This is a genomic window from Acidaminococcus intestini DSM 21505, assembly GCF_000425045.1.
GTDB lineage: Bacteria > Bacillota > Negativicutes > Acidaminococcales > Acidaminococcaceae > Acidaminococcus > Acidaminococcus intestini.
Genome location: NZ_AULA01000016.1, coordinates 15,124 through 30,739 on the forward strand (window position 1 = coordinate 15,124; position 15,616 = coordinate 30,739).

The 15,616-nt window shown below is 49.4% G+C and carries 11 protein-coding genes; 2 read left to right on the forward strand and 9 right to left on the reverse strand.

Annotated features, from left to right (window positions below; translation table 11 throughout):
* Positions 1-32 precede the first annotated feature (32 nt).
* The 7 genes from H503_RS0106330 to ftcD all read right to left on the reverse strand — a co-directional run bounded on the left by H503_RS0106330 (position 33) and on the right by ftcD (position 10,494).
* Complete coding sequence (locus H503_RS0106330; RefSeq protein ID WP_016459975.1) at positions 33-1,343, reverse strand: Na+/H+ antiporter family protein; 1,311 nt, start codon at positions 1,341-1,343, stop codon at positions 33-35.
* 658 nt (positions 1,344-2,001) lie between these two features.
* Positions 2,002-3,528, reverse strand: coding sequence for an HAL/PAL/TAL family ammonia-lyase (locus H503_RS0106340; RefSeq protein ID WP_009016139.1), 1,527 nt, complete (start codon positions 3,526-3,528; stop codon positions 2,002-2,004).
* Between the two features lie 4 nt (positions 3,529-3,532).
* Entirely contained in the window at positions 3,533-5,122 is a 1,590-nt protein-coding gene (locus H503_RS0106345) for a BCCT family transporter (protein ID WP_009016140.1), read from the reverse strand.
* Positions 5,123-5,419: 297 nt separating this feature from the next.
* Complete coding sequence (locus H503_RS0106350; protein WP_016459974.1) at positions 5,420-7,105, reverse strand: sigma-54 interaction domain-containing protein; 1,686 nt, start codon at positions 7,103-7,105, stop codon at positions 5,420-5,422.
* A gap of 132 nt (positions 7,106-7,237) precedes the next feature.
* Positions 7,238-7,858, reverse strand: a complete 621-nt coding sequence (locus H503_RS0106355; protein ID WP_009016042.1) for a cyclodeaminase/cyclohydrolase family protein — start codon at positions 7,856-7,858, stop codon at positions 7,238-7,240.
* A gap of 29 nt (positions 7,859-7,887) precedes the next feature.
* Complete coding sequence (locus H503_RS0106360; protein WP_009016041.1) at positions 7,888-9,558, reverse strand: formate--tetrahydrofolate ligase; 1,671 nt, start codon at positions 9,556-9,558, stop codon at positions 7,888-7,890.
* 30 nt (positions 9,559-9,588) lie between these two features.
* The gene (gene ftcD / locus H503_RS0106365) at positions 9,589-10,494 is read right to left on the reverse strand and encodes a glutamate formimidoyltransferase (RefSeq protein ID WP_009016040.1); all 906 of its coding nucleotides are present in this window, start codon (positions 10,492-10,494) and stop codon (positions 9,589-9,591) included.
* A 231-nt stretch (positions 10,495-10,725) separates the two neighbouring features.
* Between ftcD and H503_RS0106370 the strand changes: the two genes are divergently transcribed.
* Both H503_RS0106370 and H503_RS0106375 read left to right on the forward strand, forming a co-directional pair.
* Positions 10,726-11,295 carry a HutD family protein gene (locus tag H503_RS0106370; protein ID WP_016459973.1) on the forward strand — a complete coding sequence of 190 codons (570 nt, stop codon included), beginning with the start codon at positions 10,726-10,728 and terminating at the stop codon, positions 11,293-11,295.
* A 10-nt stretch (positions 11,296-11,305) separates the two neighbouring features.
* Complete coding sequence (locus H503_RS0106375; RefSeq protein WP_009016038.1) at positions 11,306-11,935, forward strand: formate/nitrite transporter family protein; 630 nt, start codon at positions 11,306-11,308, stop codon at positions 11,933-11,935.
* A gap of 41 nt (positions 11,936-11,976) precedes the next feature.
* Here H503_RS0106375 and H503_RS0106380 read toward each other — a convergent pair whose 3' ends face one another.
* Entirely contained in the window at positions 11,977-13,572 is a 1,596-nt protein-coding gene (locus H503_RS0106380) for a hypothetical protein (protein WP_026385580.1), read from the reverse strand.
* A 144-nt stretch (positions 13,573-13,716) separates the two neighbouring features.
* Entirely contained in the window at positions 13,717-15,594 is a 1,878-nt protein-coding gene (ftsH, locus tag H503_RS0106385; RefSeq protein ID WP_009016036.1) for an ATP-dependent zinc metalloprotease FtsH, read from the reverse strand.
* Positions 15,595-15,616: the final 22 nt, after the last annotated feature.

Consider the following 15,616-nt stretch of genomic DNA (forward strand, 5'->3'; position numbering starts at 1 on the left):
TGCAGGGAAGGGGCAGCCGGCCAGGTAAAGCCTTACCCGAGAATCATGGCGCCAATGACGCCGCCAATCAGCAGGGTAATATCGTAGAAGATAAAGGTAGGTACACAGGTGTCCCAAATATGGTTGTGCTGACCATCTGCATTCAGACCGGACGTCGGGCCCAAGGTAGAGTCAGAAGCCGGGGAGCCAGCATCACCCAAAGCGGCAGCAATACCGATGAGCAGGATGATGGAGCCAGTCGAGAAACCAAGTTTGTAGCCCATAGGAATGTAAATGGAGGCGACAACCGGGATGGTCCCGAAGGAAGTCCCAATCCCCATAGTGATGAGCAGCCCAACAAGGAGCATGACGATAGCACCGCTCAGCTTGGTGTTGATGACAGCCGTCGTCGCATTGACAAGGGATTCCACAGAGTGGGTTTCACGAAGGACCTGAGCATAGCCAGCAGCTACGAGCATAACGAAAGCGATGAAGCCCATCATGGCAACGCCGCCATCAACGTATTTGTCGATTTCTTTCCATTTGATGGCACCCGTAAGGATCATGACAAGAAGTCCACAGGAAGCACCAATCGGCAGGGATTCGAAATGAAGCTGGGCAACAAAGGCAACGATGGCAGCAGCAAGGGCCTTCCAGCAATCAGCCGACATCTTGACATCTTCTTCGGAAATTTCATTGGCACCAGCAATGGGCAGATCTTCATATTCACGGTCTCTCGTGCCATAGAGCATAACGGCCAAGACAAGACCCACAAGCATGGAAGCACCGCCGATCCACATAACGGAAGAAATATCTCCAATTCCTACATCCACTTTATTGGCAACCATCTGATCTTTGATGATGGTCATGAAAAGCAGACCAAACCCAACAGGCAGGGAAACATACGGAGCTTTCAGGCCGAAGGTCAGTGCACAGGCAACGGCACGGCGGTCCAGCTTCATTTTGTTCATAACGTGCAGCAGGGGCGGGATCAAGATAGGAATGAAAGCAATATGAACAGGAATCAAGTTCTGGGAGAAGCAGGCAAAGAAAGCAATGGTGAAGCAGAAAAGGATCTTCTTTGTGCCGACAGCCTTTGCAATCTTGCGGGCTGCAATATCAGCCAACCCGGAGCGGCCAATGGCAACGGCCAAGATTCCCAGCAGAATGTAGCTCAAAGCCGTTTCCGAGTTTCCCCCCATCCCAGCAATAAGGGTGCTGAATGTCTTGGGAAGATCCATGCCGCCCGTCAATCCAGCAATGACACCGGAAATCAGGATGGCCAGCAGTACGTTCATTTTCATCAAGCAGAGGGCAGACATGACAACAACAGATATGACAATTGGGTTGGTCAAAATATCCATGTAATCCTCAACTCCTTTTCATTTTGGTTTTTCCGTACCAATCAAATCATCGGGAAGCTGCCTGCTCAACTTCCTGTTAATTTACGTTTTCATTTTAGTCAGTGTCTGACAAAAAAACGTCAAAAAGATTTTTGTTGTCAGTTATTTTTCTTTTCTGCAAAAAGCCGATTTTTTTTGACGAAAGACAATGATATACCACGCTAAAGCACTTTTACCGTCACAAAAGGCTCACAGAGCCATTATTTCTTTATAACTGCATTCTGTATACAGTTTATCGTTTTAGATGATTTGCTTTTTCTCAAACGTAAAATTACGAATATAATAGGTATTACTTATATTTTTATTTATATCATATCGAATAATAAAGAGTTTATTTTATTTTCTATTTTCCCTCTTGATTTTCTTTAAATTTTATAAAGTCCATTTTTACTCCCTTATTTAGCATTTTTTCGTTCTGGATGCCCATACACGTCATAAGTAATGGTGCCCCTTTTTCCATATAGAAGGAATGTTTCATCAATCAATGAGTAAAAAGAACGTAAACTTTCTCCTTCTCCCTGCTTTTTATACCGCTCCCAGCATATCACACAAAAATAGGACCGCAAAGAAATGAACGCATCATTTCTTTGTGGTCCCGTATCAACAGTCGTCCTCTGTTTCAGTTCAGTTTCTTTCCCATCCCTTTTTCTGCCCAGTCGATGATCCTGCCTTCATGGATCATATCCCGCAGCCACTCGATATGGGGATAAAGGAACATATCATTTTCCATGACGGGTACTTTCTTGCCAATTTCCGCTAAAATCCCAGCAGACGCTTTTCCCCGCTTGATACCAGGTTGAACAAATGGCTGGGCCTCATAAACAGACAGGAGTTCAATGGCAAGGATATATTCAAGTTTTTCTGCTGCAATGAGCGCTTTTTTGGTTGCATTATACCCCATGGCCACGTAATCTTCTTGATTGCCGCAAGTCGGTGTATTGTCAATGCTTGCCGGGGTTGACAGGATGCGCATTTCGTTGAGAAGACCAGCCTGGGTATATTGAGGAATCATAAGACCGGAATTAAGGCCCGGATTTTTGATCAGGAACCATGGATGACCTGAAAGACTGCCATCAATCAGACGATTGTTTCGCCGCTCCGACATCTTTGCCAGCATGGTGGCTGCGATAACAGATGAATCCATGGCAAGCCCGACGTAGGAAGAATCCGGATTGCAGGCTGAAATAACGTCAGCGTCCTTCTTCCCTGGCCAGATAATTGGATTGTCGCAGCAGGAATTGATCTCCGTTTCGATGCTTACGAGCGCGTCGTTCAATGTCTTTTTTGCTGCTCCATGAAGCTGGGGAATACAGCGCAGCGAAAGGGCATCCTGAACCCGGCTTCCTGCCGCCTTTTTGATGACAGCAGAATCAGCAAGAAAATTTCTGACGTTTTCCGCTGTTTTTCCTTGATCTAGATGAGGGCGCACAGACATGACCCGCTCATCAAAAGCATTCATGACGCCCTCGAGGGCTTCTACACTCATGGCGCCAATAACATCAGCCGTTCTGGCCGCCTTAAGGAAATCATAAAGAGCGATGGCTGCCATTGCAGTCGGTGATGTCGTTCCCGAAACGAGCGCAAGCCCCTCCTTACTTGATAGTTCAAGAGGAGAAAGGCCGACTTTCTTAAGCGCCTCCGCACCAGATAAAAGCTCCCCGCCTGACCACGCCTTCCCTCGCCCCGTAAGGACAAGGGCCATATGGGCCTCAGGGCTTAAATAGCCGACACTTCCCTCCCCCGGGGCCCAGGGGATCACTCCGAGATTGAGGCACTGCCGGATCTGCTCCAATACGCACAGGCGCACACCGCTATAGCCCTGTCCCAAGTTCTGGAGCATCATAAGCAGCGTGCCCCGTACCACTTCTTCTGAAAGGGGCGCCCCCACAGATGTCGAATGGGAAAGGATGATATTGGTCTGGAGCTGGGCCGTTTCCTTCTTATCGATGGCTTTGGTGCAAAGGGCACCAAAACCGGTTGTCACCCCGTACATGACTTTTTCTTCATCCACCCATTTTTCCACCAAAGCCCGGGACGCATTGACCCGGTTTCGATAAGTTGCCGAAAATTCCACCTTGGCGTGACGGCGAACAATGTCTATAAATTGATTGAGGCAGAGGTGTTTGCCCAGACAAATCGCTCCCATACGATCACTTTCCTTCCCTTTCTACTTGGTCAACACTGTCTACAATATCCTTTTTCGTCTGATTGTCGAAGAAGAAGACCTTGACAGCAGCCAGTACCTGAAGAATAAAGATGGCTAGAACCACAAATCCCCCACAGGCTGCAAGGAACTTGACCCCGTCAACTCCTTGGGCACCGCCGCCAAAAGCAACCATGATGCAGGCAATGGCGCCGATGGAAACGCCCCAGACCACCTTCTGCCAAAGAGCCGGTTCCTCATCGTGACGGGCACCAGCCGTGCAAAGTGCGGCAATCGTCGTGGACATCGTATCGGCCGTCGTAGAGAAGGCAGCGATGAGTGTGACAATGATAACAGGAACCAGGAGCGATCCCAAAGGAATTGCCTGAAGGAAGGTCCAGATCCCAGCCACGGCGCCGCCGGTCTTAATGGCCCCTACGATGTCAACACGGCCGGAAAGCTGCCAATCAAGAGCGGTGCCGCCCCAAACGGCAAACCAAACAAGGCCAAAGACGGCCGGCAAGATCCAGTTGATGAGCAAAAATTGCTTAACGGTGCGGCCATAGGCGATCATGGCAAAGAAAATCCCCATGAGCGGTGCATAGGCAATCCAAATGGCCCAGTCATACATGGTCCACCAGGTCACAAGCGCCTTGCCGCCTGCAATATAGGGATCAAGCCCCCATGTCCAAAAACGGTCAAGCCAGTAGCCCACACCTACATTGGCTAGGTTCAAGATATAAACCGTCGGGCCAATGATAATAAGCAGGAAAAGCAGCAAATAAAAAATCTTTGTCGTCAGGTTGGCCAGCCACTTGATTCCCCGATCAATGCCAAGAACCGAAGCAATTGTGAACGTCGCCGTAATAATAGCCGTCAGGATGATCCAGACAGAAGGACCCTGACTGATACCATAAGCGGCGGTAAGGCCAGATCCAACAAGGGCAAGGCCCGCGCCTAAGGAAGCCGCAAGACCAAGACCAATGGCTAGGACGGAAAGAGTATCGACAACGGACTTAAAGACGCCTTTTGTCACCTTTTCCCCGAATAAAGGTGTTAGGGAAGCAGAGACCGAAAGTTCTTCATGCCGATTGTAATACATGTAGGCAATGATCACACCGCTCAAGGCATACATGGCATAGGGAATGAAGGTCCAGTTATAGAAGCAGCGGGCCATGGAAAAAAAGACAGCTTCTTGGGAATAGGGCTCAATCCCCGAGCCTTCCAGTTCACCATAGATATTTCCCAAATAAATGATAGGTTCATTGACACCATAGGTAATGAGGCCAGTTGCAATTCCACCGGTAAGCGTCATGGCAAACCAAGCGCCAAAGGAAAATTTTGCCTTGGCATGGGGCCCGCCGAAGCGAATCTTGCCCAGGGGAGAAAATGCCAAGATTGTAATGAGGAGCAACGTCCCTAAAGCGACCCATTGATAGAGCCATCCAAACGTTTCCAATGACCAGCCAAAAATAGCGGACGTAACTTTTGTCAGCCATGCATTATTGACAACACCTAAGATGGCGGCGCCGCCAATCACAAGGAAGCAGGGAATGAACACATCCCAGCGTACAGCTCTTTCCTTCTTTCCATCCATGATCTTTCAACCTCCAAGGGCACATACAAGGTTTTACCAAGAAAGCGGACGGGATGCCCCATGACCCTCCCTCTTCTTTTGGCTAAGTCAGCCATTTCTTTACTAAAGTATATTGCAAAAGCCATGCCAACTAAAAAAAGAGTTCAGGGGTCTGCCAAGCCAATAGGTTCTGTTACTTATCTTGCAGATCTTGTACAAAAAGCGCTTGGCATGAATTCATTTTCCCATCATTCCAAGCGCTTCCTACTTTTTTCTTAGAAGAATTTTTTGCAGCAAGATTTTCTGGCGCCAATATTTCTATTTATCTAATAGCCTATCCCCGCTTTCCGTTTCCTGGAACTTCTTCATATGATACTGGAAATTTTGCCGCGTAAGACCTAGGGCCTCCGCTGCTTTTGTTACGTTTTTCCCGCAGGATAGATAGGTATTCCACAAAAGGTTCCGTTCAAAATCGTCCATTTGCTCGGCAAAGGTCCTTCCCACTGCTGCAGGAACCGGATCCATCTCTTCCCGTCCGGTTTCCTTTCGTTCCAAAGGAGCGGAATGACGCAGAAAATAAGAGGGAAAATCACGTTCATCGAGTATGCCATTTTGGGATACACTGATGGCATAGCTCAAGATATGAAAGAGTTCCCGCACGTTGCCTGGCCAATCATGTTCCAAAAGACGGCGCCAAAACTTGGACGTTAGTTCATGGATGGGCTGAGCCGTCAGATGTGGATGGTGGTCGATAAAATATTGGACGAGCTCCGGCAGATCTTCCATCCGTCTGCGGAGAGGCGGAATTTCAAGGATAAGGGAAGATAAACGATAAAAAAGATCCTGACGCATCTTCCCCTCTTGACTTAAGCGATACACATCCTCATTGGATGAGGAAAGGATCCGGACATCAATGGGAATAGAACGGGTACTTCCTATCCGCTGCAGCGTCTTTTCCTGCAGGACGCGGAGCAATTTTGCCTGCATGAGAGGACTCATGGAGTTCACTTCGTCGAGAAACAAGGTTCCGTGATTTGCCGCTTCGATGAGACCAATCTTATCCGTGGCGCCTGTAAAAGCACCCTTGACCGTACCAAAGAGCATACTGTCAATGAGGGTTTCCGGAAAAGCCGCACAGTTCACGGCGATAAATTTTTCCTTCTTCCGGGAGCTATATTGATGGATGCTCTGGGCAAGGATTTCCTTTCCCGTCCCCGTTTCCCCTTCAATGAGGATGTTCATGTCCCGAAGCGCCATTTTCTGGGCAAGGCGAAGGGTTTCCCGAAGAACGCTTGAAGACCCGATAAAATCGTCAAAGGTGTAGTGGGCATCACTTTTGACGGTAAAATCTTCTGTCAGATGCCGCATCAGGATGGCTTCCACTTCATGAAGAACCTGTAGCTGAGTCTTGACAGACTTCATGTCCCGCTCCACGGAAAAGGCCCCAATCAGACTGCCCTTTTCGTCAAAGACAGGTTCTGCTTCTACAACGGTCATGAGCTCCTTTCCAGTCGTTGACTTGTAGGAGTCGTAGCGGTGATGGACGGGATTTTCGCTTTTAAGAGCTGTAAAGACAGAACTGTAATCCGGATCCAAGGAAAAAACATCAAGGAGAGCCTGTCCTTCCACACTGTCTTCAAGGGGAATTCCCAGGAAGCGGCGGCTCGTTTGATTGAAAAAGGAGATGCCGCCGCTTTTGGTGTAGAGCTGGATAATATCCGGTGAGGCATCGAGAGCAGCAGCCATGAGCTTTTTTTGAATGTCTTCCTTCTTTATAAGGAAACAAGTTCCCTGGGGGATACCAAAGGAAGTATAGCCATACGTTTCTCCTTCATAGGAAAGGGTCATATCCTTTGCATTCCAAATAAAGCCTGGCAGGCTCCCCACTTTCTGACCTACATAAAAGGCCGCGTCCCGCTGTCCAGTCCAGGCCATGCCAAAAAATACCTGAAAAATAACACCGTCACCGCCAAGAAAAATGGCCAGGTCAAAGATTGATGTCATAGGCTCACCTCTTTTTGCATTGTTTTTTTCATTGTAACGGGATCTCCAATTAAGCACAATAAAAGAAAGGCGGAGAACCCGTTTTTCCATACAAAAAGAACTGCCGCAACCACTGCGGCAGTTCTTTTATTTTTAGAGATTGACTTTGCCAAGAAGGGCCTGTTCCTTCCCATCGACTTCTTTCTCGATGGCGGCCATTTTACCATTAAGGTCATCTACAAAAGTCTGGTCCTTAATGCTTCCCAAATTAATCTTGACATTAAGGAAGGCACCGCGGACAGCGGCCCGAGTGTTCATCGCAGCCACGGCACCGTCCGTGACAGCATTGGTGTTACCGCGCGTAATGACCACATCAGCCAGGGCAAAGAGTTCATTCGCCGTTTCACCAACTTTAAAAGGAACCAGAGCAGCGCCCTTAGTGGCTTCTTGGATGGCTTTGCTGCGAACAGCCTTTTCCTCGTCCGACCCTTTAGGCATCCTGAAGGCTGCCATGATCTTATTGAAGGCATTGCTGTCTTCGTCAATGAGGGCCAGGAATTGATTCTTGAGGGAAGCTGCTTTTTCAGCCACTTCCTTCATTTCCTTTTCCACAGCTGCATATTTTTCCTTGCCAAGGGTCAGATGAGCGACCATTTCGATGAGGGCTGCAGCAGAAGCCGCATTCAGGGCAGCAATGCTGCCGCCGCCCGGTGCGGGAGAAGAAGAACTCGTTTCCTGGACGAATCCCTCCACCGTCATTTTCTTTAATTCCATATCTTGATTCCTCGTTTCCTACTGTTATGTTAGAAGAGACCCGAAATCTTGCCTGATGCATCGATGTCCATATTGAGAGCAGCCGGCTTCTTCGGCAGGCCTGGCATGACCATGATATTGCTTGTCTGGCAGACAATGAAGCCAGCCCCATTGGAAACACGGACATCCTGGACAGTGATCCGGAACCCCTTGGGTGCCCCCAGAAGGGCCGGGTTGTCACTGAGGGAGTACTGGGTCTTGGCCACGCAGATAGGCAGTTTATCAAGGCCCCAATCTTCGAGCAGTTTGATCTGTTTCTTGGCGTTAGGCGTAAAATCAACCCCATCACCGCCATAGACCTTTGTCACAATCGCTTCAAGTTTATGCGGAATCGTATCGTTTACATCGTAGAGTTCAACCGGTTTGGACGTATCATGTTCGAGCAGATCAACCAGCTTGTTTGCCATGTCGATACCGCCTTCGCCACCTTTTTCCCAGCACTCGTTGAGGCTGACATCCACACCGTAGCTTTCGCATTTCTTAAGGAGCATATCGATTTCGGCCGGTGTATCCGTAGCGAATTTATTGATGGCAACCAGGACCGGCAGTCCAAAGCCGCGCATATTCTCGACCTGTTTGGCAAGGTTCGTAAACCCATCGCTGACAGCCTGGACGTTTTCCTGGGACAGTTCCGTTTTCTTGACGCCGCCATGCATCTTGAGGGCACGGATTGTAGCAACAACGACAACCGCGTCAGGATACATATTGCCATAATGGCATTTGATGTCAAGGAATTTTTCAGCGCCAAGATCAGCACCGAAACCAGCTTCCGTAACGGTAATATCACCCAGTTTAAGAGCCATCTTGGTAGCAAGAAGAGAGTTGCATCCGTGGGCAATGTTCGCAAATGGACCGCCATGGATGATAGCCGGCGTATGTTCCAGCGTCTGGACGAGGTTCGGTTTGATGGCGTCCTTCATGAGCATGGCCATAGCCCCTTCGCAGCCCAATTGATGAACGTAGACCGGGTTCCCATCAAGGTCCGGGCCAATGACAATACGGCCAAAGCGTTCCTTCAGGTCTTCAATATCATAGGCCAGGCAAAGGATAGCCATGATTTCGGAAGCAACAGTGATCATGAACCCGTCTTCGCGCACAAAACCGCAGGGTTTGCCGCCTAGACCGACAACAACGTGACGGAGGGCTCGGTCGTTCATATCCATGACGCGGCGCCAAGAAATCTGACGGGCATCGATCCGCAGTTCGTTGCCTTGATGGATATGGTTGTCAATCATGGCAGACAACAAATTATTGGCAGCCGTAATAGCGTGCATATCCCCCGTAAAATGCAGATTGATATCGTCCATAGGAACAACCTGCGCATAGCCGCCGCCAGCAGCACCGCCCTTAATTCCAAACACAGGGCCTAAGGAAGGCTCGCGGAGTGCTACGATGGCTTTTTTGCCAATCTTGTTAAGGGCTTGGACAAGGCCAATGCTCGTTGTGGATTTACCTTCCCCAGCAGGGGTGGGCGTGATGGCCGTTACCAGGACCAATTTCCCATTGGGTTTCTTTTCCAAGCGTTTCAGTACATCAAGGGAAATCTTTGCTTTATAGTGACCATATTGTTCCAGTTCTTCGGGATGGATGTCCAGTTTTTCAGCAATCTTACTGATTGGCTCCATAACATTTTTTTGTGCAATCTCGATATCGCTAAACACGATAGTTCCCCCTTCCTAGATACGGGCCGCTTATTCTTCTGCATCAAGCAGACGTTTTTCAAGGATTTCGTCCATATCGAAGTTTTCGATTTGGAGATAGTACTCAGCTGCCATAAGCAGGCTCTTCATAGGAACCGTCCCAATGACTTCAGAACCAGCTACGGCAACGCCATAACGGCGGGCTTCCATCTTGACCATTTCAAAGGCGCGGTAAACAGCGGTCTTTTCATAGTTGACAAGGTTCATGGAAACCTGGGTCATGTTGCGGTCTTCCAGCTTCAGGCCAATGGCCTTGACATAGTGAAGACCGCCGCCGATATTGCGGACTTTCTTAGCAATGGCTTGAGCGATTTCAACATCCGGCGTATGCAGGTTGACGTTGAAAGCAATGAGGGGAACGCGGGCGCCAACGGCGGAGCAACCGCTTACAGCGTTCATTTCGCTGGGGCCATAATCCGGTTTCCATTCCGGTTCCTTGATCTTATCAAAGAAGCCTTCGTACTGGCCTTTGCGGATCGTAGCCAAGTTGCGCCGACCTTCACTCGTAGCGGCATCTTCATAAAGATAGACAGGAATGCCCATTTCACCATAAGCCTTACCGACCTTGTTGGCGATTTCGACACATTCATCCATGGTTACGCCCATAACCGGTGTAAAGGGAACAACATCAACGGCACCAAAACGAGGATGAGCCCCATGATGTTCACGCATATCAATCAAACCAATGGCTACCTTTGCCATATTGATGGCAGCTTCCGTTACCGCTTCAGGAGACCCGATGATGGTAACAACGGAACGATTGTGGTCAGGGTCGCTGGAATAATCCAGGATCTTCAGCCCGGAAATCTTGCGGGCTTCATCAACAATCTTTTCTACCTTTGCTTTGTCACGGCCTTCACTGAAATTCGGAACAAATTCAACCAACTTTTTAGCCATTTGAGCACCTCCATAAGATTTTACCTGTTATGTCCGTTCCCCAAAGGGACGGCTTTTTTCTGAACGACTTCATTCTATGATGGGACCGACAAAGAAACGTCTGAAAAATAAAAAAAGCGAAAAAAACTTCTTTTGACTAAAATTTGACGGTTCCACAATAGCATGGAAGCGACAGCACAGCAGGGCTGTTCCTGCTTTTCAATGGTTACCATAAAGAAACGAGGTGTCCCGATGACAGTATCAGTAATTTCCAGAAAAGACGCCGTTTCGACGACCTGGTCGGGCGGAACGACAACTGAATTCTACCTATTTCCCCGTGATGGCTCCTACAAGGAACGTCGCTTTGACCTTCGCATCAGTTCCGCGACGGTAGACCTTGAAGCATCCGATTTCACCCTTCTGCCGGATTACCAACGCATCATTACGCCCCTTGAAGGAGGCTTTACCCTCACCTACAAAGAAACAGGGGAAAAGGTGACCCTTGCCCCCCTGGAAGAAGACTTTTTTGATGGAGCCTACCATACCCATTCCATCGGAAAAGCCATTGATTTCAATGTCATGTATAAAAAAGGCATGCATGCCGCCTATAGCGTCATCAATGCGTCAAAAAAATTTGGTCTTGCCGATTTCCGCTTTCTTTACGTTCCCTTTATAGACGCAAAGGACCTCACGGGAAGTACCCTGAATGAACACTCCTTGACGCGGGACACGCTCTATGTCAGCGATGACAGGTCAGATGCCTTCGTCCTCGCCCTCAAAAAGCCGGTTTCTCTCATTTATGTTTCGGTTCGCAAAGCCTAAAGGAGCGTCAATGAGTCCCTTCACACTTTTCCGTTCCGCGGTCTGCGCAGGCTTTGCCATCGGCCTTGGCGGGGCGGTATACTTACAGCAGACCAGTAAGGCCTTGGGCGCCCTGCTCTTTACGATTGGTCTATTTGCGGTCTGTGAATGCCGGTTCCATCTTTTTACAGGCAAGGTCTGCTATGCCCGGGAACGGTCTTGGCGCAGCTATTGGGAGTACCCAGTCATCTTAGGGGGCAATTTTATTGGTGCCGGCCTGATGGCCCTCCTGCTGTCAGGTACGCGGCTTTTCAGTTTTACACAAAAAGCCGCAGCCGTCCTGATTGCCGTCAAGAATGCGGACAGTCTTGGTTCCCTTTTCATTCTGGGGTTCTTGTGCAACATCTTTGTTTTCCTTGCAGTTGAAGGCTATCGTTCCTTTCCACACGCCATTGGAAAATACGCCGCCATCTTTTTGGGGATTGCCGTCTTCATCCTAAGCGGCTATGAACACAGCATTGCCGACATGTTCTACTACTTTACAGCAGGCGCTATGGACCTAGCCGCTTTGGGACGAATCCTTGTCATTGCCCTGGGCAATACCTGCGGCGGTCTCATTTCCCATGAAGCCGTCCAATTTGCCCGCAGAGCACAAAAATAAAAATCCTGGAATAAAAAAACGGTGCTTACGGCACCGTTTTTTCATTCCAGCCCTTTCTGGTCTTTCATATAATTGACAAAATCCTCAAATTCCAGGGTCTTGTGGTTGAGCAGCTCGTCAATCCGCATCCGAAGAATGGGCTGCGTTGTCAGTTCCCGCGCCCTGACAAGCGCCATTTGCAATTTCCCGTTCCACTTCTTATCGGGCCAAGCCTCAAGGACCTCCACAGCCACGCTGCGGGCTCCTTCGTGGAGGGAGCTCAAGCACTCGGCAATAATGTCCCCGCCCCAAGGGGGAACACTCATAAGCCCTCGCAGAAGAGGAATGACAAGCCGTTCATCCTGAAGATATGCATCCAGATGAAGCATAGCAAAAACCGTGACCTTTTCAAGACGTGCCTTGCTGCCCGACTGGAGCAAATAGGGATAAAGGAGGGTTCGCATGGGATCTTTCTTAAGCAGGTTCCATACCTGGGTATGGATGTCTATGCCCAGGATATCTGCCAGCTGCAGAGGCAGGATATTGACGGATCCATCTTTTGAGAGGATTTCCTTGGGAAGGATCTTCTTCCAGTCCCGTCCCATAACAACACCGTCCAAGGTCCCCACATAAAGATGGCACTGATTCATGCTGAGATAATCCCAATTTTCATGATCGATCATTTCCTGCAGTTCTTCCCGAAGGCTCATGAGACCTGCCACTTGTTCGAGGGTCGTCTGATGCTGCCTAGCGTGTTCAAGAAGCCGTTCCAGAACGTGGCTATAGGAAAGAGGCGGCAGTTCGAGGACCTTATCCACCCCGCCTTCCACTGGCTGTGCTTCAAAATTGACTAAAAAATCGAGATAATCAACCATGGTGTGAAGCACGGCATCAAAGGTTTCATCATCCATCCGTTCTTTTTCAAGCATTTCGAGAAAATTGCTTTTCTCGATGACAAGAAGAGCCACTGCAGGATAATCAACCGTGAGATCACAGCCATGGAGGAGAAGCCAATGTTTTTCTTCCGGCGTAATAAAATCATAGGTCGACATAGCACAGACCCGACCCCAGCCCCGCGTATGGGTCAAGATCTCCCACAGGTCCTCATTTTCAAGGAGATGCCCCAGTTCCAGGGCATAGACCACAAAGCTTGTCAGTTCCTCACAGCGGGCAAGAAGCATGAGATCCTTGTGGAGGCGTTCCACTTCGTTCAGGTTCTCCTCGTTCAAGAGATGAAGACCGGTCACGGTAATGGCAAGTTTCAGGACCTCCGGGGCAAAGGCATGATAGAGCCAGCGATGGCAAAGGTTCCAAAGGGCGTCAGGGATTTCCTGCGTGGACAACAGGTCGACAAGGTAATCATTATAGATAATAAATGGAACGCTCGAGATGGAAGCATAGAGCTCCTTTTCAGCCTTGGAGTCGGGATTTTTCGCATACGCCGCAAGGGCTCCGGCGATAACAGAGCCCACCTCTTCCTGAGGTCGGTCGGGCATGCTGGCCATGTAAGAGTCGCTTGTTCCCGGTTCCCGAAACAGGACCGCATACGTGTCGACAAAATTTTGATCTTCAATGAGGTCGGGATCAAAATACCCTTCCTGATCAAGGTGATCTTTTATGATTTGGTAGAGACTGCTCTCTTCCTTCCAAAATTCCATAGTGTTCCCTTCTTTTAATCGGAGGATTCCCTCGGCTTTCCGTAGGGTAGTTCGCTTATTATATCACACTTGTCCCCGTTTGTCAGAAGGCGTCGTTTCAGAAAAAAAGCCCCGTCCCTTGCAGGGCAGGGCCAGCTTATTTTTTCACGCCCCTTCTTGGGGGCTGTTGGGAACTTGTTCGGCTGCAGCAGAGGCTGGGTCCGTTCCTTTCAGGATGGCCATGAATTCATCGCCCGTAATGGTTTCCTTCTTCAAAAGATACTGGGCAAGTTCATCCAGCTTCTGTCTATGGGTCTCAAGGATAGTCCGGGCCTTCTGGTGGGCCTCCTTGACAACTGAAAAGACAGCTTCATCAATGCGGGCGGCCGTTTCCGGCGCGCAGGCAAGGGAGGTATCACCACTCAGGTAGGCATTATTCACGGTTTCAAGGGCGACCATATCAAAGTCGCTGGTCATGCCAAACCGGGTAATCATGGCCCGAGCAAGTTTTGTTGCCTGTTCAATATCATTGGACGCACCGCTCGTGACCTTGTTGAAGACAACTTCTTCAGCAGATCGTCCCCCTGTCAAGGTAACAATCTTGTTGAAGAGTTCCTCTTTCGTCATAAGGACCTTTTCCTCTGTGTCAACCTGCATAGTATACCCCAAGGCACCGCTCGTCCGGGGAATAATGGTGATCTTATGGACCGGTGCCGATGCGGTCTGACTTGCAGCCACAAGGGCATGGCCAATTTCATGATAGGCAATGAGCTGCTTTTCCTTCTCTGAAATCACGGCACCCTTTCTCTGGGCCCCGGCAATGACCACTTCCACAGATTCTTCAAGATCCTCTTGGATGACTTCCGTACGGCCCATACGAACGGCGCGAAGGGCAGCTTCGTTGACGATATTGGCAAGTTCCGCACCGGAAGCACCGCTTGTAGCAAGGGCAACCGTATGATAATCCACATTAGGGGAAATCCGCACATCATGGGAATGAACCTTCAAAATGGCTTCCCTTCCCTTAAGGTCCGGCAGTTCCACGGGCACACGGCGGTCAAAACGGCCCGGCCGCAGGAGGGCCTTATCAAGGACTTCCGGACGGTTGGTCGCGGCAAGGATAATGACGCCCTTGCTGCCGTCAAAACCGTCCATTTCAGAAAGGAGCTGGTTCAGGGTCTGTTCCCGTTCGTCGTTGCTGCCAAAGGCGCCATTATCACGCTTTTTGCCAATGGCATCGATTTCATCGATAAAGACAATGCACGGAGCCTTTTCCTGAGCTTGTTTAAAGAGGTCGCGGACACGAGCTGCCCCCATACCAACGAACATCTCAATGAATTCTGAACCGGAAATAGAGAAGAAGGGAACCTTGGCCTCGCCGGCAACAGCCTTGGCAAGAAGAGTCTTACCCGTACCGGGAGGGCCTACAAGAAGCACGCCCTTCGGCATGGTTGCCCCAATGGCCTGGTAGCGGGATGGGTCATGCAGGAAGGACACGATTTCCTGAAGGGCTTCCTTCGCCTCGTCTTGACCCGCTACATCCTTGAACGTCTTTCCCGTCTGGGCTTCAATATAGACCTTGGCATTGCTCTTACCAAAGCTCATCATATTGCCGCCGCCCAGTTTAGGGCCCAAAAACCGCATGATCAGCTGACCAATGACCATAAAGAGCAGGAAGGGGAAAATCCAGTTGTTGAAAAATTTGGTCAACGGCGAATCCTCCCGAGGGATAACCTGGGAAAACTCCACATTAGCCTTGACCAAACGATTGACAAGTTCTGGATCCTCAACGCGGCCCGTGACAAAGATTTCATCTTTACCATCCTTGTTGCACAGAAGGGCGATGCGGTTCTGATTGATTTCTACTTTGGAAGCCTTGCCTTCATCAACCATCTTCAGGAAGTTGGTATAAGTAACTTCCTGGACGCGAGGTTTAAAGAACATGGGCGTAATGATCGTATTGATGACGAGAATGATGAGGATGGCCGCAAGGTAATAATAAAAGACACGTTTGGAATGATCTTGATGAGGAGAATCATTCATAGTGATCACCTTCTTATTCTAA

Excerpts from the sequence above, each read along its gene's own strand:
- H503_RS0106370 (WP_016459973.1), top strand. The coding sequence starts at position 10,726 with ATGACAGTATCAGTAATTTCCAGAAAAGACGCCGTTTCGACGACCTGG.
- H503_RS0106350 (WP_016459974.1), bottom strand. The coding sequence starts at position 7,105 with ATGACATCAATCTTTGACCTGGCCATTTTTCTTGGCGGTGACGGTGTT.
- H503_RS0106355 (WP_009016042.1), bottom strand. The coding sequence starts at position 7,858 with ATGGAATTAAAGAAAATGACGGTGGAGGGATTCGTCCAGGAAACGAGT.
- H503_RS0106340 (WP_009016139.1), bottom strand. The coding sequence starts at position 3,528 with ATGGGAGCGATTTGTCTGGGCAAACACCTCTGCCTCAATCAATTTATA.
- H503_RS0106375 (WP_009016038.1), top strand. The coding sequence starts at position 11,306 with ATGAGTCCCTTCACACTTTTCCGTTCCGCGGTCTGCGCAGGCTTTGCC.
- H503_RS0106345 (WP_009016140.1), bottom strand. The coding sequence starts at position 5,122 with ATGGATGGAAAGAAGGAAAGAGCTGTACGCTGGGATGTGTTCATTCCC.
- ftcD (WP_009016040.1), bottom strand. The coding sequence starts at position 10,494 with ATGGCTAAAAAGTTGGTTGAATTTGTTCCGAATTTCAGTGAAGGCCGT.
- ftsH (WP_009016036.1), bottom strand. The coding sequence starts at position 15,594 with ATGAATGATTCTCCTCATCAAGATCATTCCAAACGTGTCTTTTATTAT.
- H503_RS0106380 (WP_026385580.1), bottom strand. The coding sequence starts at position 13,572 with ATGGAATTTTGGAAGGAAGAGAGCAGTCTCTACCAAATCATAAAAGAT.
- H503_RS0106330 (WP_016459975.1), bottom strand. The coding sequence starts at position 1,343 with ATGGATATTTTGACCAACCCAATTGTCATATCTGTTGTTGTCATGTCT.